Source organism: Enterobacter sp. GD03975, assembly GCF_029838645.1.
GTDB lineage: Bacteria > Pseudomonadota > Gammaproteobacteria > Enterobacterales > Enterobacteriaceae > Enterobacter > Enterobacter quasihormaechei.
The window spans coordinates 67,166-90,088 of record NZ_JAOBZC010000008.1 but is presented as its reverse complement, the minus strand read 5'-3'; the positions used below and the strand labels follow the sequence as shown (position 1 = coordinate 90,088).

At 56.3% G+C, this 22,923-nt stretch carries 21 protein-coding genes; 9 read left to right on the top strand and 12 right to left on the bottom strand.

Annotated elements, in window-relative coordinates:
• Positions 1-25: 25 nt before the first annotated feature.
• Positions 26-1,450, top strand: coding sequence for a dihydrolipoyl dehydrogenase (gene lpdA / locus N5C09_RS14365; protein ID WP_063450636.1), 1,425 nt, complete (start codon positions 26-28; stop codon positions 1,448-1,450).
• A gap of 51 nt (positions 1,451-1,501) precedes the next feature.
• Here lpdA and N5C09_RS14360 read toward each other — a convergent pair whose 3' ends face one another.
• Positions 1,502-2,293 (bottom strand): DUF2950 family protein, encoded by a 792-nt coding sequence (locus N5C09_RS14360; RefSeq protein WP_107534705.1) that lies wholly within the window; start codon positions 2,291-2,293, stop codon positions 1,502-1,504.
• Positions 2,294-2,303: 10 nt separating this feature from the next.
• Positions 2,304-3,788 carry a DUF3300 domain-containing protein gene (locus tag N5C09_RS14355; protein WP_279749274.1) on the bottom strand — a complete coding sequence of 495 codons (1,485 nt, stop codon included), beginning with the start codon at positions 3,786-3,788 and terminating at the stop codon, positions 2,304-2,306.
• Positions 3,789-4,176: 388 nt separating this feature from the next.
• Between N5C09_RS14355 and acnB the strand changes: the two genes are divergently transcribed.
• Together acnB and yacL are read left to right on the top strand one after the other, a co-directional pair.
• Positions 4,177-6,774 (top strand): bifunctional aconitate hydratase 2/2-methylisocitrate dehydratase, encoded by a 2,598-nt coding sequence (acnB, locus tag N5C09_RS14350; RefSeq protein WP_063450633.1) that lies wholly within the window; start codon positions 4,177-4,179, stop codon positions 6,772-6,774.
• Positions 6,775-6,982: 208 nt separating this feature from the next.
• Positions 6,983-7,345, top strand: coding sequence for a protein YacL (yacL, locus tag N5C09_RS14345; protein ID WP_022647069.1), 363 nt, complete (start codon positions 6,983-6,985; stop codon positions 7,343-7,345).
• 31 nt (positions 7,346-7,376) lie between these two features.
• On the opposite strand, the gene speD is transcribed toward yacL, so the two are convergent.
• From speD to N5C09_RS14330, 3 genes are all read right to left on the bottom strand, one after another.
• Positions 7,377-8,171, bottom strand: a complete 795-nt coding sequence (speD, locus tag N5C09_RS14340; RefSeq protein ID WP_063450632.1) for an adenosylmethionine decarboxylase — start codon at positions 8,169-8,171, stop codon at positions 7,377-7,379.
• Complete coding sequence (gene speE / locus N5C09_RS14335; protein ID WP_063867472.1) at positions 8,172-9,041, bottom strand: polyamine aminopropyltransferase; 870 nt, start codon at positions 9,039-9,041, stop codon at positions 8,172-8,174.
• 101 nt (positions 9,042-9,142) lie between these two features.
• Positions 9,143-9,490 carry a YacC family pilotin-like protein gene (locus N5C09_RS14330; protein WP_003856306.1) on the bottom strand — a complete coding sequence of 116 codons (348 nt, stop codon included), beginning with the start codon at positions 9,488-9,490 and terminating at the stop codon, positions 9,143-9,145.
• Positions 9,491-9,635: 145 nt separating this feature from the next.
• Here N5C09_RS14330 and cueO point away from each other — a divergent pair, with 145 nt between their 5' ends.
• Positions 9,636-11,195, top strand: coding sequence for a multicopper oxidase CueO (gene cueO, locus N5C09_RS14325; RefSeq protein WP_279749273.1), 1,560 nt, complete (start codon positions 9,636-9,638; stop codon positions 11,193-11,195).
• Between the two features lie 86 nt (positions 11,196-11,281).
• Here cueO and N5C09_RS14320 read toward each other — a convergent pair whose 3' ends face one another.
• Positions 11,282-13,672 (bottom strand): glucose/quinate/shikimate family membrane-bound PQQ-dependent dehydrogenase, encoded by a 2,391-nt coding sequence (locus N5C09_RS14320; RefSeq protein ID WP_063450629.1) that lies wholly within the window; start codon positions 13,670-13,672, stop codon positions 11,282-11,284.
• Between the two features lie 205 nt (positions 13,673-13,877).
• Here N5C09_RS14320 and hpt point away from each other — a divergent pair, with 205 nt between their 5' ends.
• Positions 13,878-14,414, top strand: a complete 537-nt coding sequence (gene hpt / locus N5C09_RS14315; protein WP_063450628.1) for a hypoxanthine phosphoribosyltransferase — start codon at positions 13,878-13,880, stop codon at positions 14,412-14,414.
• Between the two features lie 90 nt (positions 14,415-14,504).
• On the opposite strand, the gene can is transcribed toward hpt, so the two are convergent.
• Positions 14,505-15,167, bottom strand: coding sequence for a carbonate dehydratase (can, locus tag N5C09_RS14310; protein WP_003856301.1), 663 nt, complete (start codon positions 15,165-15,167; stop codon positions 14,505-14,507).
• Positions 15,168-15,274: 107 nt separating this feature from the next.
• Between can and N5C09_RS14305 the strand changes: the two genes are divergently transcribed.
• The 4 genes from N5C09_RS14305 to N5C09_RS14290 all read left to right on the top strand — a co-directional run bounded on the left by N5C09_RS14305 (position 15,275) and on the right by N5C09_RS14290 (position 18,832).
• The gene (locus tag N5C09_RS14305) at positions 15,275-16,201 is read left to right on the top strand and encodes an ABC transporter ATP-binding protein (protein ID WP_003856300.1); all 927 of its coding nucleotides are present in this window, start codon (positions 15,275-15,277) and stop codon (positions 16,199-16,201) included.
• On the top strand, positions 16,198-16,968 hold the full coding sequence (locus N5C09_RS14300; RefSeq protein WP_006810078.1) for an ABC transporter permease: 771 nt from the start codon (positions 16,198-16,200) through the stop codon (positions 16,966-16,968). The genes N5C09_RS14305 and N5C09_RS14300 overlap by 4 nt, the downstream gene beginning before the upstream one ends.
• A 112-nt stretch (positions 16,969-17,080) precedes the next feature.
• Entirely contained in the window at positions 17,081-17,521 is a 441-nt protein-coding gene (locus N5C09_RS14295) for a PTS sugar transporter subunit IIA (RefSeq protein WP_063867474.1), read from the top strand.
• 63 nt (positions 17,522-17,584) lie between these two features.
• Complete coding sequence (locus tag N5C09_RS14290; RefSeq protein ID WP_107534710.1) at positions 17,585-18,832, top strand: polysaccharide deacetylase family protein; 1,248 nt, start codon at positions 17,585-17,587, stop codon at positions 18,830-18,832.
• 3 nt (positions 18,833-18,835) lie between these two features.
• Here N5C09_RS14290 and panD read toward each other — a convergent pair whose 3' ends face one another.
• From panD to pcnB, 5 genes are all read right to left on the bottom strand, one after another.
• On the bottom strand, positions 18,836-19,216 hold the full coding sequence (gene panD, locus N5C09_RS14285) for an aspartate 1-decarboxylase (protein ID WP_006810068.1): 381 nt from the start codon (positions 19,214-19,216) through the stop codon (positions 18,836-18,838).
• A gap of 32 nt (positions 19,217-19,248) precedes the next feature.
• Positions 19,249-20,100 carry a pantoate--beta-alanine ligase gene (panC, locus tag N5C09_RS14280; RefSeq protein ID WP_107534717.1) on the bottom strand — a complete coding sequence of 284 codons (852 nt, stop codon included), beginning with the start codon at positions 20,098-20,100 and terminating at the stop codon, positions 19,249-19,251.
• Between the two features lie 11 nt (positions 20,101-20,111).
• A complete protein-coding gene (gene panB / locus N5C09_RS14275; RefSeq protein WP_203465670.1) occupies positions 20,112-20,903 on the bottom strand; it encodes a 3-methyl-2-oxobutanoate hydroxymethyltransferase in 792 nt (263 codons plus the stop codon).
• Positions 20,904-21,026: 123 nt separating this feature from the next.
• Entirely contained in the window at positions 21,027-21,506 is a 480-nt protein-coding gene (gene folK, locus N5C09_RS14270; protein WP_279749272.1) for a 2-amino-4-hydroxy-6-hydroxymethyldihydropteridine diphosphokinase, read from the bottom strand.
• Positions 21,503-22,900, bottom strand: a complete 1,398-nt coding sequence (pcnB, locus tag N5C09_RS14265) for a polynucleotide adenylyltransferase PcnB (protein ID WP_074177770.1) — start codon at positions 22,898-22,900, stop codon at positions 21,503-21,505. The genes folK and pcnB overlap by 4 nt, the downstream gene beginning before the upstream one ends.
• Between the last annotated feature and the right edge of the window lie 23 nt (positions 22,901-22,923).

Below are 22,923 nucleotides of genomic sequence, written 5' to 3'. Positions count from 1 at the left end.
GACGGGTATACATTAAGAGGTCATGATGAGCACAGAAATCAAAACTCAGGTCGTAGTACTTGGGGCAGGCCCGGCAGGTTACTCCGCAGCATTTCGCGCAGCGGATTTAGGTCTGGAAACCGTCATCGTAGAACGTTACAGCACCCTCGGCGGTGTTTGTCTGAACGTCGGCTGTATCCCTTCTAAAGCGCTGCTGCACGTAGCGAAAGTTATCGAAGAAGCCAAAGCGCTGGCTGAACACGGTATCGTCTTCGGCGAGCCAAAAACCGACATCGACAAAATCCGTACCTGGAAAGAGAAAGTTATCACTCAGCTGACCGGTGGTCTGGCTGGCATGGCGAAAGGCCGTAAGGTAAAAGTGGTTAACGGTCTGGGTAAATTCACCGGTGCGAACACCCTGGAAGTGGAAGGCGAAAACGGCAAAACCGTGATCAACTTCGACAACGCGATCATCGCGGCAGGCTCTCGCCCAATCGAACTGCCATTCATTCCACATGAAGATCCGCGCGTGTGGGATTCCACCGATGCCCTGGAGCTGAAAACCGTTCCTAAGCGCCTGCTGGTGATGGGCGGCGGTATCATCGGTCTGGAAATGGGTACCGTGTACCATGCGCTGGGTTCAGAGATCGACGTGGTTGAAATGTTCGACCAGGTGATCCCGGCTGCTGACAAAGACATCGTTAAAGTCTTCACCAAGCGCATCAGCAAGAAATTCAACCTGATGCTGGAAACCAAAGTGACTGCCGTTGAAGCGAAAGAAGACGGTATTTACGTTTCCATGGAAGGCAAAAAAGCCCCTGCTGAACCACAGCGTTACGACGCCGTGCTGGTGGCTATCGGCCGCGTGCCGAACGGTAAAAACCTCGACGCCGGTAAAGCGGGCGTGGAAGTGGACGACCGTGGCTTCATCCGCGTTGATAAACAGCTGCGCACCAACGTGCCGCACATCTTTGCTATCGGCGACATCGTCGGTCAGCCAATGCTGGCGCACAAAGGCGTTCACGAAGGTCACGTTGCCGCTGAAGTTATCGCCGGCATGAAGCACTACTTCGATCCGAAAGTGATCCCATCTATCGCGTACACCGAGCCAGAAGTGGCATGGGTCGGTCTGACCGAGAAAGAAGCGAAAGAGAAAGGCATCAGCTACGAAACCGCCACCTTCCCGTGGGCTGCTTCTGGCCGTGCTATCGCGTCCGACTGCGCAGACGGTATGACCAAGCTGATCTTCGACAAAGAGACTCACCGCGTGATCGGTGGTGCGATTGTCGGCACCAACGGCGGCGAGCTGCTGGGTGAAATCGGTCTGGCTATCGAAATGGGCTGTGACGCGGAAGACATCGCGCTGACCATCCACGCGCACCCGACTCTGCACGAGTCCGTGGGCCTGGCGGCAGAAGTGTTTGAAGGTAGCATCACTGACCTGCCAAACGCGAAAGCGAAGAAGAAATAAGTTTCTTCAGATGAAAAAGCGGCCTGAGGCCGCTTTTTTTATGCGCTGCGTTCAGGGGGCGACAGGCTGCCAGGTTTTATCCGGGTGATATTCAGACAGAGCCTGCGCTTTCTGCGCTGAGTCATTACCGAGATCAGCCTGATAGACCTGATCATCCTGGTTTACAACAAAGCTCATTATCCCCGTCTGACCGTAGCTCACGGGCCAGGCAACCATGGCAAAGCCATTCTTATCCGACAGGATGCGGAAGCGATAGCCATGGTAACCCGCCCCCGGCTGTGGTGGACTAAACGCCGGACCAAGCGGACTTGGCGCATCGCCTGGCGAGACGGGCCAGTACAGCCCATCCTTTTTCCCTTCAGAACTGACAATTTTCTGCGCGTATTTCTGGTTCAGTGCAAAGTACCGCTGCTGCGCATCGACGTAGGCGTGAAGCGCTTCGATGGCCGCGAGCTCGTTGCGACCGATTTCGCGGGTCTGGATCTCTTCAGCGGCTTTCTGCATGTCGAACTGCCAGCCTGAGGCGGTTTTGATTACCGGTATCGGCAGCTGCCAGCCGTTCTCGCCCACCGCCAGGTGCGCCACGTCGCCATTGACGACGGTTTCATGGCGAACTTTCCAGTCTCTCAGAAAACGATCCACGGCATCGGGATCCACCCCTTCGGGCGGCAGAACGTCGCGCCATTTTTCGCCGAGCAGCGCGCTCATCGCGCTTTCGTTGTGCTCGCTGATGGCGGTTGCCAGCGCGCGGGTCGCCCGATCCGGCGAGCTGAAGGATTGCTGCGCCATAACCGCTGCCGATACCATGAACAACACCATTCCACTGAGTAGTTTACTTTTCATCTCGGCTCCCTTAACGATGACGGAATTCGCGGTGTTCGGTACGGTCGGCGGTGCGCTGTCGGGGATGCTGCTGTGCCGACAGGTGACGGCTTTGCGCCCCGCGCTGCTGCTGGGCCTGCCAGGAGGCCGAGCGGCTGTCGTTGCCGCTCAGGGCATTGGCGCGGTGTGCGCTGGCAGGGTGCCGCGCCGTCTGCGTAATACGCTTCTCAGGAGCCTGATGATTTTCATGCTGCGGCGCGCTGGTCCGTTGTACGGCTTGCGGTCTGGCGTCATACCCGCGGAAATTATTGCGCTGTGATATTTGCTTAAGCTGCTGCGTTGAGGCCAGACGCTGAGCGTCTCGCGCATCCGTATGTGTCGATGGTGGGAACGTTTTTCCCGTCGCTTTTTCCATCTGGCTGAGAGCGGCCTGGCGCTGGCTGTCGCGATTGACCGGCCTTTGCTGGGTCGCACTTAATCCCGTCGCCGCGTTCGTGGGGTGGAAACGGTTAGCCAGTTGGTTATTTGGATAAGCCACGCCTTCACGATAAGCAGGGTTGTGCTGCCAGGTGCGGTCATTGCCGTTCAGGTGCTGCCCGCTGATTCTGTTGAAGTTATCCACGTTGATATTGATATTGTTATCACCGTTACGGTTATAGCCGCCGTGATTGTCCCAGTCATCATCGTGATGATGGTGATCCCAGTCGTCGTCGTCCCAGTCGATATTGCTGAAGATGGCGTAGGTTGTCGCGACCCCGAGGCTGAAGCCTAACCCTTTAACGAGGCTGTCGGTAAACTGTTCGCCGGATGAGGGCGGGAGATAGACGGGCGGGTACGCGGGTTCAGGCCAGGTGCCGTAAACCGTATTCGGGTTATAGGTAGGGACATACACCACCTGCGGATCGGCGGATTCAATCTTGATCACCGTTGGGCTGGAGGGGGTTGCGGTTTTTGTCGGTGCAGCCTTCGTGACGGTAGTGACCGTCTGCTGCGGCGTGGATTGTAGCGCACCCGTTTGTTGAGCCAGCAGGCGTAAACGCTGTACAGAATCCATCACATCTTTCGGCTGCGCGAGAAACGCATCCCCCAGGTTTTGTACCCACGGCGGATTTTCACCCATCAGCGACATCAGCTGAGGAAAGGCGACCAGCGATTTTACGCTGGGATCCCATGGCTGGTTGGCGACCGCCTGAATGGCGGCATCCCCCTGCATTTTGGGGTTATCCTTTGACCACTGCGCGGCCTGTATAACGTTAGACGGGTAGGTCGACGCCATCAGGATTTGCGACAGCAAGGCATCCGGGTAAAGCGCGACAGGGGCTACCCACTGGTCGATTTGCGCAGCAGTGTAGGCCGGGGTAGCGACGGCAGCAGGTTGGGCTGCCGGTGGGGCAGAGGGCTGTGCAACCGGAGCAGGCTCCGTTACGCGGCTTTTAACAAACATGACGCCCGAGGCGGCGAACAGTCCCGCACTGCAAAGCAGAACAAGAAGATGGGGTTTAAAAGGCAACTTCATAAAATGGCTCCAACGAGACGAGTGCAGTGCCGGGAGGCGTTGCTGTTGCCGCGAGTATCATTCACCCGTGTTTTACCGTTTTGACTTTTCTTGGGAAACCACCCGGCGCGTCCGGATAAAGAGTGTGTGCATTTATTACACAATTATATCTGGTGGCTAAAAAAGACGCAGGGAAAGAGAGCGAAAGTCGACGTGTCTCCCCGCTACACCATGCTTAACGATTCAGCAAATAATTTAATGTTGCTTTTTTGTAAACAGATTAACACTGTGCAGAAATCCTGCTATGCTGCCCGACGCGGTATCGGGCATTTACCCTACAAACTGCTGTCTCACAGGAGCGTGAAGAGAACGCCCGCCGCATATGACAATGAGAGCGAGGAGAACCGTCGTGCTAGAAGAATACCGTAAGCACGTAGCAGAACGTGCCGCCGAGGGAATTGTACCCAAACCTTTAGATGCAACCCAAATGGCCGCGCTCGTCGAGCTGCTGAAGAACCCGCCTAAGGGCGAAGAAGAATTCCTGTTAGATCTGTTGATCAACCGTGTACCGCCTGGCGTAGATGAAGCTGCCTACGTAAAAGCCGGATTCCTTGCCGCCGTTGCCAAAGGCGAAGCCACCTCCCCACTGGTTACTCCTGAAAAAGCGATTGAACTGCTCGGCACCATGCAGGGCGGCTACAACATTCATCCGCTGATTGATGCGCTGGATAATGACACGCTGGCACCGATTGCCGCCAAAGCGCTCTCTTCAACGCTGCTGATGTTCGATAACTTCTACGATGTGGAAGAAAAAGCCAAAGCGGGCAACGTTTACGCGAAGCAGGTCATGCAGTCCTGGGCCGATGCCGAATGGTTCCTGAACCGCCCTGCGCTGGCTGAAAAAATTACCGTGACCGTCTTTAAGGTGACCGGTGAAACCAACACCGATGACCTGTCTCCGGCACCGGACGCGTGGTCTCGTCCTGATATCCCGCTGCACGCTCTGGCGATGCTGAAAAACGCCCGTGAAGGGATCGAGCCGGATCAGCCGGGCGTAGTGGGCCCGATCAAACAGATCGAAGCGCTGCAACAAAAAGGTTTCCCGCTGGCCTACGTCGGCGACGTTGTGGGTACCGGTTCTTCCCGTAAGTCCGCAACCAACTCCGTGCTGTGGTTCATGGGCGACGATATTCCGCACGTGCCGAACAAGCGCGGCGGCGGCCTGTGCCTCGGCGGCAAAATTGCACCGATCTTCTTCAACACTATGGAAGATGCGGGCGCGCTGCCGATCGAAGTGGATGTTTCTAACCTGAACATGGGCGACGTGATTGACGTTTACCCGTTCAAGGGCGAAGTGCGCAATCACGAAACCAACGAACTGCTGGCAAGCTTCGAGCTGAAAACCGACGTGCTGATCGACGAAGTGCGTGCCGGTGGCCGTATCCCGCTGATCATCGGTCGTGGCCTGACCACCAAAGCGCGTGAAGCGCTGGGTCTGCCGCACAGTGACGTATTCCGTCAGGCGAAAGACGTGGCGGAAAGCAACCGCGGCTTCTCGCTGGCACAGAAAATGGTGGGTCGCGCCTGCGGCGTTGCCGGTATCCGTCCTGGCGCCTACTGCGAGCCGAAGATGACCTCCGTGGGGTCTCAGGACACCACTGGCCCAATGACCCGTGATGAACTGAAAGACCTGGCGTGCCTGGGCTTCTCTTCTGACCTGGTGATGCAGTCCTTCTGCCACACGGCGGCGTATCCTAAGCCGGTTGACGTGACCACGCACCACACGCTGCCGGACTTCATCATGAACCGCGGCGGTGTCTCCCTGCGTCCGGGCGACGGCGTCATCCACTCCTGGCTGAACCGCATGCTGCTGCCGGATACCGTGGGCACCGGCGGTGATTCTCATACCCGTTTCCCAATCGGGATCTCCTTCCCGGCGGGCTCCGGCCTGGTGGCGTTTGCAGCGGCGACCGGCGTAATGCCGCTCGACATGCCTGAATCCGTGCTGGTGCGCTTCAAGGGCAAAATGCAGCCGGGCATCACGCTGCGCGACCTGGTTCACGCGATCCCGCTGTACGCCATCAAACAGGGGCTGCTGACCGTTGAGAAGAAAGGGAAGAAAAACATCTTCTCTGGTCGCATTCTGGAAATTGAAGGGCTGCCGGATCTGAAAGTTGAGCAGGCGTTCGAGCTGACCGACGCCTCCGCCGAGCGTTCTGCGGCAGGCTGTACCATCAAGCTGAACAAAGAGCCGATTATCGAGTATCTGACCTCCAACATCGTGCTGCTGAAGTGGATGATTGCAGAAGGCTACGGCGACCGTCGTACGCTTGAGCGTCGTATTCAGGGCATGGAAAAATGGCTGGCGGATCCGCAGCTGCTGGAAGCCGACGCTGACGCAGAGTACGCGGCGGTGATCGACATCGATCTGGCGGATATCAAAGAGCCGATCCTGTGTGCGCCAAACGATCCTGATGATGCGCGTCTGCTTTCAGACGTGCAGGGCGATAAGATCGACGAAGTGTTCATCGGCTCCTGCATGACCAACATCGGCCACTTCCGCGCCGCCGGTAAGCTGCTGGATACCCACAAGGGCCAGCTGCCGACCCGCCTGTGGGTGGCGCCGCCAACCCGTATGGACGCGGCACAGCTGACGGAAGAAGGCTACTACAGCGTGTTCGGAAAGAGCGGGGCGCGTATTGAAATCCCTGGCTGTTCCCTGTGCATGGGCAACCAGGCGCGCGTGGCCGACGGTGCGACGGTAGTTTCCACCTCTACCCGTAACTTCCCGAACCGTTTAGGTACCGGTGCGAACGTCTACCTGGCCTCTGCGGAGCTGGCGGCGGTTGCGGCGCTGATTGGCAAACTGCCAACTCCGGAAGAGTACCAGACCTTTGTGGCGCAGGTGGATAAGACGGCGGTGGATACCTATCGCTATCTGAACTTCGACCAGCTCTCTCAGTACACCGAGAAGGCTGACGGGGTGATCTTCCAGACGGCGGTATAAATGCTACCCTCTCCCGTGGGAGAGGGGCTGGGGGTGAGGGCACCAGACCGCACCTGACCCATTGCCCGGTGGCGCTACGCTTACCGGGCCTACAAAACCCATCGCAACGTCGGTGGGTTTTTTTATTTTCATTCCTCCCACCTCTCCCGCTTTTTTTCTTCCTCTCTGCTGCGATAATTACCCTAATGGCTTTGCAGAGGAAAACGCTATGGATTACGAATTTTTGCGCGACATCACCGGCGTGGTGAAAGTGCGAATGTCGATGGGGCACGAAGCCGTTGGGCACTGGTTTAACGAAGAGGTGAAAGAGAACCTCGCGCTGCTGGATGAAGTCGAACAGGCGGCGGAAACGGTGAAAGGCAGTGAACGCTCCTGGCAACGTGCCGGGCATGAGTACACCCTGTGGATGGATGGCGAAGAGGTGATGGTGCGCGCCAACCAGCTGGAGTTTTCGGGGGATGAGATGGAAGAGGGGATGAGCTACTACGACGAAGAGAGCCTGTCGCTGTGCGGTGTGGAAGACTTCCTGAAAGTGGTGAACGCCTACCGCGACTTTATGAAACAGAAGTAACTCCCCGAAGCGTCCCTGCTTCGGGTCACGTTTACACGGTCGGAATATTGCGGCCGTAGTAAATCTCGCGCATCTCTTTCCAGAGAAGGTCGGTAATGACCTTACGCTCTTCTTCACTCAAATCTTCCGGCCTGGTGTGGAACATATAGTGCTTAAGGTCGAACTCCTTAAGCATCATCTTGGTATGGAAGATATTTTCCTGATAGACGTTCACATCCATCATGTCGTACAGCGACTTCATATCGTCGGACATGAAGTTCTGAATGGAGTTGATCTCATGATCGATGAAGTGCTTCATGCCGTTGATATCACGGGTAAAACCACGCACGCGATAATCAATGGTGACGATGTCTGATTCCAGCTGGTGGATTAAGTAATTCAACGCATTCAGCGGTGAAATCACCCCGCAGGTCGACACTTCAATATCCGCGCGGAACGTACACAGTCCGCCTTCAGGGTGGCTTTCCGGGTAGGTGTGAACACAGATATGGCTTTTATCGAGGTGCGCCACCACCACTTCGGGCAGCGGGCCGGGATGTTCGGTTTTGTCGATCAGCTGCGGGTCAACCGGCTCTTCACTGACCAGGATGGTGACGCTCGCGCCCTGAGGCTCATAATCCTGGCGCGCAATGTTCAGGATGTTCGCGCCGATAATCGAGCAGGTCTCTGACAGGATCTCGGTCAGACGGTTGGCGTTGTAGAGTTCATCGATATAGGCGATATAACCATCGCGCTCTTCTGCCGTTTTGGCGTAGCAGATATCGTAAATACAAAAACTCAGGCTTTTGGTCAGATTGTTAAAGCCATGCAGTTTAAGCTTTTTCAATTAGTTCACCTCCTTTGAGGACAGCGCGTCTTGCAGGTATTGAGGCAACGCAAAGGCTGCGGTGTGGATCGCCGGATTGTAGTATCGGCACGTGAGTCCGGCCTGGTGGAAGCGGGCCTGAATGATTTCGGTGGAGAGATGGCGCAGGACGTCGTTATCCGTCGCCCAGGCAAAGGTCATAATCCCGCCGTAGTAGGTCGGGATCGCCGCCTGATAGAAGCTGACGTCGCTAAAATAGGTGCTCAGCTTACGGTGGCTATCCAGCGCTTCATCCTGTTGCAGGAAGCAGACGCCGTTTTGTGCCACAAAAATCCCGCCAGGTTTCAGGCAGCGCTTGCAGCCTTCGTAAAACGAAGAGGTAAACAGCGACGCGCCGGGGCCGATAGGGTCGGTACAGTCAGAGATAATGACATCAAACGTTTGCGTAGTCTGGTTAACAAAATTGACGCCATCGTCGATAACCAGCTGAAAGCGCGGATCGTCATAGCTGCCGGCATTGTGGTTTGGCAGATACTGGCGGCAAAACGACACCACCCCGGCGTCGATTTCCACCATGGTGATGGTTTCGACATTCTGGTGGCGAGAGACTTCACGCAGCATGGCGCCGTCACCGCCCCCAATTATCAACACGTGCTTCGCGTGGCCGTGGGCCAGCAGCGGGACGTGGGTCATCATTTCGTGATAGATAAACTCGTCGCGCTCGGTGGTCTGCACCACGCCATCCAGCGCCATGACGCGGCCAAAGGCAGCGTTCTCGAAGATTATCAGATCCTGATGATCGGTTTTCTCATGATAGAGCACGTTATCCACGGCAAAATATTGACCAAACTGGTCATGCAGCGTTTCTTGCCATACCGTTTTATCGGTCATGGGGAGCACCTCCTTCGTTAACATCCATTACATCCGGCAGATGGGCGCAACACAAAACCGCCGTGAGGCGGTTAGCGGGTCAACAAGGGGCGTCGGGAAGGTTACTTCACGTAGGCGAGCAGGCTGAGTGAATCGCGTGCCAGCGCTTTGCATTTTTTAGCAGTGGGAATACCGATACCGCTTAAATCACGGTAGCTGTCTTCACCGAGCGCCTTCATGTCGAAGCTGTCGTAGTTGCTGAGGTCCCATTGGTTCTGCTGGGCAAAAAAGACCAGTGCGCGACGAATTTGCCCATTGGGTAAATTCTGGTAACCACAATCGTTCTTCAGAAAAACAAAAACTGCCGTCAGATCGGCCATATCTTCCGCTTCGTTTTCACTAAGCGCGTAACTGTTCGCACACATCGCCATCAGGCTGGCGAACAAAATTGTTCTGAAAAACGTCTTCATTGCCTTTACCACTGCATCACGGAAAATTAACGTTAGCATACTTGATGCCAGGCCGACGATCTTTATTATTGCCGCCGTGCTTGACCTTCCGGTAAGGGGAGGGTTTATGCTCAAAAGATCGCCGCCTGGAAATAAGGAAATGCACATGCAACGTCGTGATTTTTTAAAATATTCTGCCGCGCTGGGGGTTGCCAGCGCGTTACCGCTCTGGAGCCGCGCTGTTTTTGCCGCCGACAGACCTGCTTTACCGATCCCTGAGTTACTCAGCGCAGATGCCCGTAGCCGCATCCAGCTTGTGGTGCAGGCAGGCAAAACCACGTTCGGGCAACACGCCGCGACGACGTGGGGTTATAACGGCAATCTGCTCGGCCCGGCGTTGCAGCTACGAAAAGGGAAAGCGGTGACGGTAGACATTCATAACTCGCTTTCTGAAGAAACCACGCTGCACTGGCACGGGCTGGAAGTCCCGGGCGAAGTGGATGGTGGTCCCCAGGGGGTTATCAAGCCTGGGGGTAAACGCAGCGTAACCTTTACCCCTGACCAGCGGGCGGCCACCTGCTGGTTCCACCCGCATCAGCATGGCAAAACGGGCCATCAGGTGGCGATGGGGCTGGCCGGGCTGGTGTTGATTGAGGATGACGAAAGCCGTCTCCTGCGCCTGCCAAAACAGTGGGGTATCGACGATGTGCCGGTGATTGTGCAGGACAAAAAATTCAGCGCTGACGGGCAAATTGACTATCAGCTGGATGTGATGAGCGCGGCGGTGGGCTGGTTTGGCGATACGTTGCTGACCAACGGGGCAATCTACCCGCAGCATGCCGCCCCGAAAGGCTGGCTGCGCTTACGCCTGCTTAACGGCTGTAACGCCCGCTCGCTGAACTTCGCCACCAGCGATAAGCGCCCGCTTTACGTGGTGGCAAGCGACGGCGGCCTGCTGCCGGAACCGGTAAAAGTGAGCGAGCTGCCGATGCTGATGGGCGAACGCTTCGAGGTGCTGGTGGATATCAGCGATGGCAAAGCGTTTGATCTCGTGACCCTGCCGGTCAGCCAGATGGGGATGGCCGTCGCGCCGTTTGATAAACCACACCCGGTGTTGCGCATTCAGCCACTACAGATCACCGCCTCCGGCACGCTGCCAGATACCCTGACCACGCTGCCTGCGCTCCCGTCGCTGGATGGGCTCACGCAGCGTAAGCTTCAGCTCTCTATGGACCCGATGCTCGACATGATGGGCATGCAGGCGCTGATGAAGAAGTATGGCAATCAGGCGATGGCGGGAATGCACCACGGCCAGATGATGGGCCACATGAATATGGACCACGGCAAGATGGGCGGCATGGATCACGGCGGTCATGGTTTCGATTTCCATAACGCCAACCGTATCAACGGCCAGGCGTTCGATATGAACACACCGATGTTCGCCGCCACGAAAGGGCAGTTTGAGCGCTGGGTCATTTCAGGCGAAGGCGACATGATGCTGCACCCGTTCCATATCCACGGCACGCAGTTCCGCATTCTCTCCGAGAACGGTAAAGCGCCGGACGCGCATCGCGCGGGCTGGAAAGATACGGTGAGTGTGGAAGGCGGCGTCAGCGAGGTGCTGGTGAAGTTCGACCACGAGGCGCCGAAAGAATTTGCTTATATGGCGCACTGTCACCTGCTGGAGCATGAAGATACGGGGATGATGCTGGGCTTTACCGTATAAAAAAAGCCGGGTGGCGGCTTCGCCTTACCCGGCCTACATAGGACACCCGAAAGCCCGGTATGCGTTAGCGCCACCGGGCTTTTTCATTACTTAGCGTCGTCAGGCAGTGCATACGCGACAATATAGTCGCCCATCTTCGTACCAAACGAACCGTGACCACCCGCAGAGATGACAACGTACTGCTTGCCATTCACTTCATAGGTCATCGGCGTTGCCTGGCCACCGGCCGGCAGACGGCCCTGCCACAGTTTTTCACCGTTGGTCATGTTGTACGCGCGCAGGTAGTTATCTGCGGTCGCCGCGATGAACAGCACGTTACCGGCGGTGGAAATTGGGCCACCCAGCATTGGCATACCCATATTGAACGGCACCGGAACCGGCATCGGGAACGGCATGCTGTCCTGTGGCGTACCAATACGTTTCTTCCAGACAATCTTGTTGGTCTTCAGATCCAGGCCGGAGATATAACCCCAGGCAGGCTGTTTACACGGCAGACCGAACGGAGAGAGGAACGGATTCAGAGTCACACCGTAAGGAACGCCATACTGCGGCTGGATACCGGCTTCGGTACCACTGCCTTTCGCATCTTTCGGCTGCTCCATTGGGTTACCCGGACCGCGTGGGATCAGACGGGACACGAACGGCAGCGCCATTGGGTTAGCGATAGCGACCTGACGGTTCGGGTCAACGGAGATCCCGCCCCATTCGAACATCCCCAGGTTACCCGGGAAGACCAGCGTACCCTGCTCTGACGGTGGGGTGAAAATCCCTTCGTAGCGCAGCTGGTGGAACATCACGCGGCATACCAGCTGGTCAAACATGGTGGCACCCCACATGTCTGCACCGCTGAGGTTTTTCTCCGGACGGAAGCTCAGGTCAGAGAACGGCTGCGTTTTGGTGACGTAGTCGCCTTTGGCAGCGCCCTGTGGAACCGGTTTTTCCGGCGCAGGCACAACCAGCTTACCGTTGCTGCGATCCAGTACGAAGATGTTGCCGGTTTTCGCCGGGGCGTAAATCACCGGAACGGTTTTGCCGTTAACGGTAATGTCCGCCAGCGTCGGCTGGGATGGCATATCCATATCCCACAGATCGTGGTGAACGGTCTGATAGCTCCACGCCAGTTTACCGGTCGTTGCGTTCAGCGCCACGATGGAGCTGGCGTAACGTTCCTGCTCCGGCGTGCGGTTACCGCCCCAGATATCCGGCGTGGTCACGCCCATTGGCAGGTAAACCAGGTCCAGCTTCGCATCATACGCGGCCGGTGCCCAGGAGTTCGGCGAGTTAAAGGTAAAGGTGTGCTCGTCAGACGGGATTGCGTTTGGATCTTTCGCGCCCGGGTCGAAGGCCCACAGCAGTTTACCGGTGTTCACGTCGAAACCACGGATAACGCCGGAGGTTTCACGGGTAGAGAAGTTATCCGTTACCGAACCGGCAATCACGATGGTTTTATCGGTGATGATTGGCGGGGAGGTTGGCTCATACAGACCCGGCGTGGTGTCCGGCATGTTGGTCTGAAGATTCAGGATACCTTTGTTGGCGAAGGTTTCGCACAGCTTGCCGGTCTCAGCGTTAATGGCAAACAGGCGGCCATCGTTAACCGGCAGCATAATGCGGCGAGGACAGTCGGCAATGACTTCCGGGCTGGCATTATCCGCGCGCGCTTCGTGGTAAGAGACGCCGCGGCAGGTGATGTGCTGGAACGACGGGTTGGAGTTCAGCTGTGGATCGAAGTGCCATTTCTCTTTACCGGTGGCCGCGTCGAGCGCGAACAGACGCTGGTGCGCCGTACACAGGTAGAGCATGTTGCCCACTTTAATCGGGGTCACTTCGTTGGTCAGCTCACCCGGATCGTTCGGCATTTTCAGGTCGCCGGTGCGGAATACCCAGGCTTCCTTCAGGTTTTTCACGTTGTCCGCGTTGATCTGCTTCAGCGGGGAGTAGCGTTGACCTTCCTGATTACGGCCATAGGCGGGCCAGTCGCCGTCAGCCACCTGCGAAATAGCCGCGGCTGGCGTGGATTCTGTGTTCAGCGTACCGTGGATCTCCTGCGGGTCATTGAAACCGGCCCAGGTCAGGATACCGCCGCTAATCAGCAGGGCAACGAGCAGGCCGGCTACGGCACCGCTGGACGGGACGATCAGGCGACGCCAGACAAACGGCAGGATCAGCCAGATACCGAAGAAGACCAGAATGTCGCTGCGCGGCGTCAGCGCCCAGAAGTCGAACCCGACTTCCCACACGCCCCAGATCATGGTGGCAAGGAGCAGGGCGGCATACAGCCACAGAGCAGAACGCTTTCTCCGCAACAGCAGGACGGTTACGCCAACCATAACCAGACCCGCAATCGGGTAGTACCAGGAGCCGCCAATAGCGACCAGCCAGACGCCACCGATCAACAAATACAGCGCGCAGAATGCGGCAAACGCAGCTGTTAATGTTACCAGTAGACGCGGCTGCTTAGTTTTTGTTTCAGCCATAGAAAAGTACTCGTCAGTTTTGTTAATTATTTGCTAGCAATTAATTATAGGTATTAACAACTGTGATCGGAATCACAAATATTGCTTTTATAACTCATACGCCAGGCTTATCCATTTACTGATATAATGGCTGGCTTGCGTATCGATGCCGGAGCAAGATTCATCCGCATTGAGAGATTTTCATTAAAATCATTTGGTTAGTAATATGAAACATACTGTTGAAGTGATGATCCCGGAAGCCGAGATCAAAGCGCGTATCGCCGAACTGGGTCGTCAAATCACCGAGCATTACAAGGACAGCGGCAGCGAAATGGTGCTGGTTGGTCTGCTGCGCGGTTCTTTCATGTTCATGGCAGACCTGTGCCGTGAAGTGCAGGTACCGCACGAGGTCGATTTTATGACCGCTTCCAGCTACGGCAGCGGCATGTCCACAACCCGTGATGTGAAAATCCTGAAAGATCTGGATGAAGATATTCGTGGCAAAGATGTGTTGATCGTTGAGGACATCATCGACTCCGGCAACACGCTCTCTAAAGTGCGGGAGATCCTGAGCCTGCGCGGACCTAAATCGCTGGCGATTTGTACCCTGCTGGACAAGCCTGAGCGCCGTGAAGTGCAGGTGCCGGTGGAGTTCGTTGGCTTCTCCATCCCGGATGAATTCGTCGTGGGTTACGGCATTGATTACGCCCAGCGTTATCGTCATCTGCCGTATGTTGGCAAGGTCGTGATGCTGGACGAGTAATCGTGGCGTGTTGCCCGGTGGCGCTCCGCTTACCGGGCCTACGAAGGGCACGTGTAGGCCGGGTAAGGCGCAGCCGCCACCCGGCTTTGTTTATTTGTGGTTAACGTGCTTAAGCTTGAGGTTGGCAATCCCCGAGCGGTAACGCTGCTCCAGCGTTTCGCGGTTGGTGGCGGTCACTTCCAGATTGCGCAGCAGGCCGTCGTGAATACCGTACGCCCAGCCGTGGATAGAGACCTTCTGCCCGCGTTTCCACGCCGACTGCATAATGGTAGAGTGGCCCAGGTTGTACACCTGCTCCATCACGTTCAGCTCGCACAGGGTGTCGAGACGGCGTTCCTGCGGCATTTCGCCCAGCAGTGAGCTATGTTTGAACCAGATATCACGAATGTGCAGCAGCCAGTTATCGATTAGCCCCAGCTCTGTATTTTCGACCGCCGCCTGCACGCCGCCGCAGCCGTAGTGGCCGCAGATAATAATGTGCTCGACCTCCAGAACATCAACGGCATACTGAACAACCGAAAGGCAGTTGAGATCGGTATGAATAACCAGATTAGCAACGTTGCGGTGAACAAACAGTTCGCCAGGCTCAAGACCGGTCAGACGTTCGGCGGGGACGCGGCTGTCGGAACATCCAATCCAGAGAAAGCGCGGGTTCTGCGCTTGTGCAAGTTTTCCAAAAAATCCGGGGTCTTCCTCCACCAGCATTTTTGACCATAGTGCATTGTTGCTGATGAGTGTATCTATGTCGTTCATGGAGGTTAGCGACCTGTAACCAAGTGATTGCGTTGCGCTACTATAGGGTAACCCGACTTTTAATGAAACCACACAACGTGTGTCAGAACTTAAGGTAAGTTGAATTCATGGCGATTGCACTGGAGCTGGAACAGCTCAAAAAAACCTACCCGGGAGGCGTTCAGGCGCTGCGCGGGATAGATCTTAAAGTCGAAGCGGGAGATTTCTACGCGCTTCTGGGGCCGAACGGGGCGGGGAAATCCACCACCATCGGGATCATCAGCTCGCTGGTCAACAAAACTTCCGGTCGCGTCAGCGTGTTTGGCTACGATCTGCAAAAAGACGTGGTCAACGCCAAGCGTCAACTTGGGCTGGTGCCGCAGGAGTTTAACTTCAACCCGTTTGAAACGGTGCAGCAGATTGTGGTTAACCAGGCGGGCTACTACGGCGTCGAGCGTAAAGAGGCGCTGGAGCGCAGCGAAAAGTACCTGAAACAGCTCGATCTGTGGGAAAAGCGTAACGAACGTGCGCGGATGTTGTCCGGGGGGATGAAGCGCCGCCTGATGATTGCCCGCGCGCTGATGCATGAGCCAAAGCTGCTTATTCTCGATGAGCCGACTGCCGGGGTGGATATTGAACTGCGTCGATCCATGTGGGGTTTCCTGAAGGATCTGAACGATAAAGGCACCACCATCATTCTGACCACGCACTATCTGGAAGAGGCGGAAATGCTGTGCCGCAATATCGGCATTATCCAGCACGGCGAGCTGGTGGAAAACACCTCGATGAAGAATCTGCTCTCCAAGTTGAAATCAGAGACCTTTATCCTCGATCTGGCAGCGAAAAGCGCGCTGCCGAAGCTGGAGGGGTATAACTACCGTCTGGTCGATACCTCGACGCTGGAAGTGGAAGTGCTGCGCGAGCAGGGGATCAACAGCGTTTTTTCACAGCTGAGCGCGCAGGGCATTCAGGTATTAAGTATGCGTAACAAAGCGAACCGACTGGAAGAGCTGTTTGTCTCTCTGGTGCACGATAAACAAGGAGACAAGGCATGACGCATCTTTACTGGGTCGCGCTGAAAAGCATCTGGGCGAAAGAGATCAACCGCTTTATGCGTATCTGGGTGCAAACCCTGGTGCCGCCGGTTATCACCATGACGCTCTACTTCATCATTTTCGGTAACCTGATTGGTTCCCGCATCGGTGAGATGCACGGTTTCACCTATATGCAGTTCATCGTGCCGGGCCTGATCATGATGGCGGTGATCACCAACGCTTATGCGAACGTGGCCTCGTCGTTCTTCAGCGCCAAGTTCCAGCGCAACATTGAAGAGCTGCTGGTGGCGCCGGTGCCAACGCACGTCATCATCGCCGGTTACGTGGGCGGCGGCGTGGCGCGCGGGCTGTGCGTGGGGATCCTGGTAACGGCCATTTCGCTGTTCTTCGTGCCGTTCCAGGTTCACTCCTGGCTGTTCGTGGCGCTGACGCTGCTGCTGACGGCAATCCTGTTCTCGCTGGCCGGCTTGCTGAATGCGGTGTTCGCGAAAACGTTCGACGACATCAGCCTGATCCCGACCTTTGTGCTGACGCCGCTGACCTACCTCGGCGGGGTGTTCTACTCCCTGACGCTGTTGCCGCCGTTCTGGCAGGCGCTCTCGCACCTGAACCCGATTGTCTACATGATCAGCGGTTTCCGCTTCGGTTTCCTCGGCATTACCGACGTGCCGCTGTTCACCACCGTCGTCGTGCTGGCGGTGTTTATCGTGGCGTTCTACCTGCTGTGCTGGTATCTGATCCAGCGCGGTCGCGGCCTGCGCAGCTAAACCTCTGCTTTCTGCCCGGCGGCGTACCGTCTGCCGGGCACTTTCTTTGACAGTTATCACCGTAAACTAACCTTCACTCCGGTAAACTACTCGCCTGCTAAGGAGAGACGTTATGCTGGGATGGGTGATCACCTGCCACGATGAAGTGGCGCAGGAAATGCTGCTGAAGCTGGAGGCCCGATTTGGTCCCCTGGCGCAATGCCGCGCGGTAAACTACTGGCGAGGGCTAAGCACCAACATGCTCAGCCGAATGATGTGTGACGCGCTGCATGAAACCGACACCGGTGATGGGGTGATTTTTCTCACCGACAGATCGGGCGCGGCGCCTTATCGTTCAGCGGCATTAATGAGCCACAAGCACGATAATTGTGAAGTGATCTCCGGTATCAGCCTGCCATTACTCGAAGTCATGTACCCGCTACGCGCAACGTTGAGCAGCGCTGAGTTTCGCCACGCCATTGTGGCGCAGGGCTTGCCGGGCGTGAGTAGCTTATGGCACCAGCAGCAGAAAAACCCGCCTTTCGTTCTGCTTCACGATCTGTATAAGCATTAAACATTGGTATTGATGACGCTTTTGCTACAATGGCGGCTGATTTTCCGTGTCGATTTATATCCCATGCTCATGCGCGTTATCTTTATCCTTCTGCTACTGGTATCCGGTGGGGCGTCTGCCAGCCTGACCAGTCAGCAAGGCCTGCCTGCTCAATATATGCAAACCACTGAAGATGCGGCCATATGGGCGCAGGTGGGTAACGCCGTGGTGAACGTGGGTAACGTCCGCGCCGGGCAGATCCTCGCCGTTTTTCCGGCGGCAGCTGATTACTACGAATTTCGTTTTGGATTTGGCACGGGCTTTATTGATAAAGACCACCTTGAGAAAGTGCAGGGTAAACAACGCGTTGAGGATAGCCTGGGCGACCTCAACAAGCCGCTCAGTAATCAAAACCTCATTACCTGGAAAGACACACCTGTCTATAATGCCCCCAGCAGCGGAAGCGCGCCGTTTGGGACCTTAAGCGCCAATCTTCGCTATCCGATCCTGAATAAGCTGAAAGACCGCCTGAACCAGACCTGGTTCCAGATCCGTATCGGCAATCGTCTGGCGTGGATCAGCAGCCTGGACGCGCAGGAAGATAACGGGCTGCCGGTTCTGACCTATCATCATATCCTGCGTGATGAAGAGAACACCCGTTTTCGCCACACCTCCACGACGACCAGCGTACGCGCGTTTAATAACCAGATGGCCTGGCTACGCGATCAAGGCTATACCACGCTGACGATGTACCAGCTGGAAGGGTACGTACGTAACAAAATGAACCTCCCCGCGAAAGCGGTGGTGATCACCTTTGACGACGGCCTGAAGTCGGTGAGCCGCTACGCGTATCCGGTGCTGAAAAAGTATGGCTTCAACGCCACGGCGTTTATTATTTCATCCCGTATCAAGGGCCATCCGCAGAAGTGGGACCCAAAATCGCTACAGTTCATGAGCGTTCAGGAAATTAAGAGCATCCAGGACGTGTTCGACATCCAGTCTCACACCCATTTTCTGCATCGCGTGGATGGGTATAAACACCCCATCTTACTGAGCCGCAGCTATCATGTGATCCTGTTTGATTTTGAACGCTCGCGGCGTGCGCTGGCGCAGTTCAATCCGCGCGTGCTGTATCTGTCGTATCCGTTTGGCGGCTATGACAAAAAAGCGATAAAGGCGGCGAATGATGCCGGTTTCCATCTGGCCGTGACGACGATGAAGGGGAAGGTGAAGCCGGGGGATAATCCGTTCTTACTGAAACGCCTGTATATCTTAAGAACGGATTCGCTGGAGACGATGTCGCGGCTGATCAGTAATCAGCCGCAGGGGTAAGCGTCAGGCAACCTGAACCGGAATCGCCTTAGCGGTGCGCTTCATGTCGTTATCGCCTTCAAAGTAAGCGACCTTTGGCTGCCAGCGGCGCGCTTCTTCATCAGACATCATGACGAAGCTGGCGATGATCACAATATCACCTACGTCCGCGCAGTGTGCCGCCGCGCCGTTCACGGAGATGATTTTAGAGCCGCGCTCGGCGGCGATCGCGTACGTGGAGAAGCGTTTGCCGTTATTCACGTTCCAGATATCAATCGCTTCGTTTTCGAGAATACCCGCCGCGTCGAGAAAATCCTGGTCGATCGCGCAGGAGCCTTCATAGTGCAGGTCGGCCTGAGTGACTTTCACACGGTGAAGCTTACCTTGCAGCATTTTGCGAATCATTACGTTTACCTTTCATCTTCCGGGTAGAAAAACTACGCCAGCTCAACCACTTTGTTGTCGATAAGGCGGGCCTGGCCGAGCCATGCCGCCACCAGAATTACCGCACGTTTGCTGGTCTCTGAAAGCGCCAGAAGCGTGTCGGCATCCCGAATTTGCACGTCGTCAGCGCGAAGACCTTTGTCGTTCAGCGCCTGTTCAGCCAGAGCAACAATTTCTTCTGCGGTTAACTCTTTCGCCAGCAGCTGCTCTGCCATGGTATTCATGACCTTGCTTAAGCCCGGCGCAATTTTACGCTGTTCGGCGGTCAGGTAGCCGTTACGGGAACTGAGCGCCAGGCCGTCTTTCGCACGCACAATCGGCACGCCGACAATCTCTATGTCGTAGCCCATGTCGGCAACCATTTTGCGGATCAGCGCCAGCTGCTGGAAATCTTTCTCACCGAAGCAGGCGATGTCCGGCTGCACCAGGTTAAACAGCTTGCTGACGATGGTGGAGACGCCGCGGAAATGGCCCGGGCGGCTGGCGCCTTCCAGCATGGTGGAAATGCCCGGTACGTCCACGTAGGTCGCTTCACCGGTTCCCTGTGGATAAACGTCTGCCGGAGCCGGCGCGAAGACGATATCCGCATGACGTTTTTTGAGCTTCTCGCAATCTTCCTGCAAGGTGCGCGGGTAGCGCGCCAGATCGTCTTCACGATCGAACTGCATCGGGTTAACGAAGATACTGACTACCACGATATCTGCACGGGCTCTCGCTTCATCGACCAGCTTCATATGGCCGTCGTGCAGGTTGCCCATGGTTGGGACCAGTGCGATACGTTTACCTTCCTGACGCGCCCGGCGGATATGCTGGCGCAGCAGCGGCAGGGTTTCTATGATTAGCACACCATGACTCCTTAATGGAAACTGTGTTCTTCGCCCGGATACACGCCGGACTCAACCTCGGCAATATACTGCCGCACCGCAGCGCGCATGTCGCCTGCTTCTGTCAGGAAATTTTTGGCGAATTTTGGAATATGTCCGCCGGTGATCCCGAAGGCATCATGCATCACCAGAATCTGGCCGTCGGTGACGTTGCCCGCGCCGATGCCGATAACCGGAATCGACAGCGCCTCGGTGATGCGTTTAGCCAGCTCAACCGGCACGCACTCCAGCACCAGCAGCTGCGCGCCGGCGGCTTCCAGCGCCACGGCGTCATCGAACAGCGTCTGCGCCGCATCGCCGCGCCCCTGAACCTTGTAGCCACCAAAAATGTTTACTGACTGCGGCGTCAGCCCTAAGTGCCCGCAAACCGGCACGGCGCGTTCGGTGAGCATTTTCACCGTGTCCACCAGCCAGGCGCCGCCTTCAATTTTGACCATATTGGCGCCGGCGCGCATCACGGCTGCCGCATTTTCAAAGGCCTGTTCCGGGGTGGCGTACGCCATAAACGGCAGATCGGAAAGCAGCAGGCAGGTGGGGGCACCCCGGCGCACGGCGCGGGTATGGTATGCAATATCGTCGACCGTGACCGGCAGAGTGGAATCATGCCCTTGTACCGTCATCCCTAACGAATCTCCGACCAGCATGACGTTGATCCCCTCTTCGGCAAACAGTTTTGCGAAGCTGTAGTCATACGCGGTGATGGTGGCGAAGCGTTTTTTTTCCTGTTTGCATTTCTGCAATAAGGAGATGGTGGTTGGTTTCATACTGTTTCCTGATGGCCCAAAAGCGAATCTTTGCGCATTCTAACAGTAACATTCGAGGGAACAATGATTTTAGGCAATCGATTAACCACAATTAACAAATGGCTAATCGACGGTGACGCGGGATTACCAGCGGGCCGGTTTTTCCACGTTCAGGTTTTGCAGAACGGTCTTCAGCGAGATGCCGTCAGGGAAGGTGAGATCGGGGGCGATTTCAGACAGCGGCCAGAGCATAAACCCACGGTTTTTCATGTCGTAATGCGGAACGGTGAGGCGTTCGGTGTTAATCACCTCGTGGCCGAAAAGCATCATATCCAGGTCGAGCGTGCGCGGCCCCCAGCGTTCGGCTTTGCGGACGCGACCCTGCTGTAGCTCAATGCGCTGGGTGTTATCCAGCAGCGTTTCAGGATCAAGGACCGTTTCCAGCGCCACGGCGGCATTCAGATAGTCAGGCTGATCCTGCGGGCCGAGCGGTGGCGTACGATAAAACGAAGAGACCGCAACGATACGGCTTTGTGGGATCTCCCCCAGCGCCTGCACGGCAGCGTTAACCTGCTCCAGCGGAGAGGCCAGATTGCTGCCGATGGCGATATACGCGAGGGTCATGCTGTGCCTTCACGACGCGGTGCGCGCTTGCGCGGACGACGGTGACGACGGCGCGGTGCCGGCTCATCATCCAGATCCGTAAGCATATCTTTTTGCTCCGGTGGTGCAGAAACCTGAAACTCGCCCCACCACTGCGCCAGGCGCTGTAGCTCCGGGTTCCTTTCCACTTCAGCACGCAGAGAGAGCAGGTCGAACGCGGCGCGGAACTTCGGATGCTCCATCAGCTTCCAGGCGCGTTTACCCTGACGGCGGGACATGCGCAGCTGAAGCTGCCAGATATCACGCACCAGCGTGGTAATACGTTTCGGGATCGCCAGCGTGCGACAGCCTTCGTCCAGCACGTCGTTTGCCGCCAGCGCGAACGCATCATAATAGGCGAGACCGCTCTCCTGCGTGATGCGCTGTGCCGTTTCCAGCAGCGGATACCAGAACATGGCCGCGAACAGGAATGCCGGGTTAACACGCATATCGTTATGAATGCGGGTGTCAGTGTTCTTCAGCACCTGCGCAATCATCCGCTCCATTGCGCTGTCACCGTTTTCGGTGAAGTAGCGGGTAATGGTCGGGAACAGCGGCTGGAACAGGTTGTATTCACGCAGCAGATTGTAGGTTTCAAACCCGTAGCCTGCCTGGAGCAGCTTTAATGACTCTTCGAACAGACGGGCAGGGGGCACGTCGTTAATCAGCGTTGCCAGGCGTGGAATAGGTTCTGCGGTTTCCGGGCTGATACGCATGTTCAGCTTGGCGGCGAAACGCACGGCGCGCAGCATCCTGACCGGATCTTCGCGATAGCGCGTTTCTGGCGTGCCGATCAGACGAATCAGGCCGTCTTTCAGATCCTGCATGCCGCCGACGTAATCACGCACGGTGAAATCCGCCACGCTGTAGTAAAGGCTGTTGATGGTGAAATCGCGACGCTGAGCATCTTCTTCAATAGAGCCGAAGATGTTGTCGCGCAGCAGCATGCCGTTTTGACCGCGCTGGGAAGTGGTGCGATCGTTGACGCCCGCTTCGTGGTGACCGCGGAAGGTCGCCACTTCAATAATTTCCGGGCCAAACATCACGTGCGCCAGACGGAAACGGCGGCCAACCAGACGGCAGTTGCGGAATAATTTACGCACCTGCTCAGGCGTGGCGCTGGTCGTCACGTCGAAATCTTTTGGCTTTTTGCCCAGCAGTAAATCGCGAACCCCGCCGCCGACGAGATAGGCCTCGTAGCCTGCTTTATTCAGACGATAGAGCACCTTGAGGGCATTTTCACTGATATCTTTGCGGGAAATGTTGTGCTGCTCACGCGGAACGACCGACATGTGTGGCTGTGCAATAGCGTCGTTCGCCATGCTCTCTTCGCGGCTCAGCACTTTACGGCAAAAATTAGCGACTCGGGTAAAAATAGTACACCTCGTAGTGTGTTTTG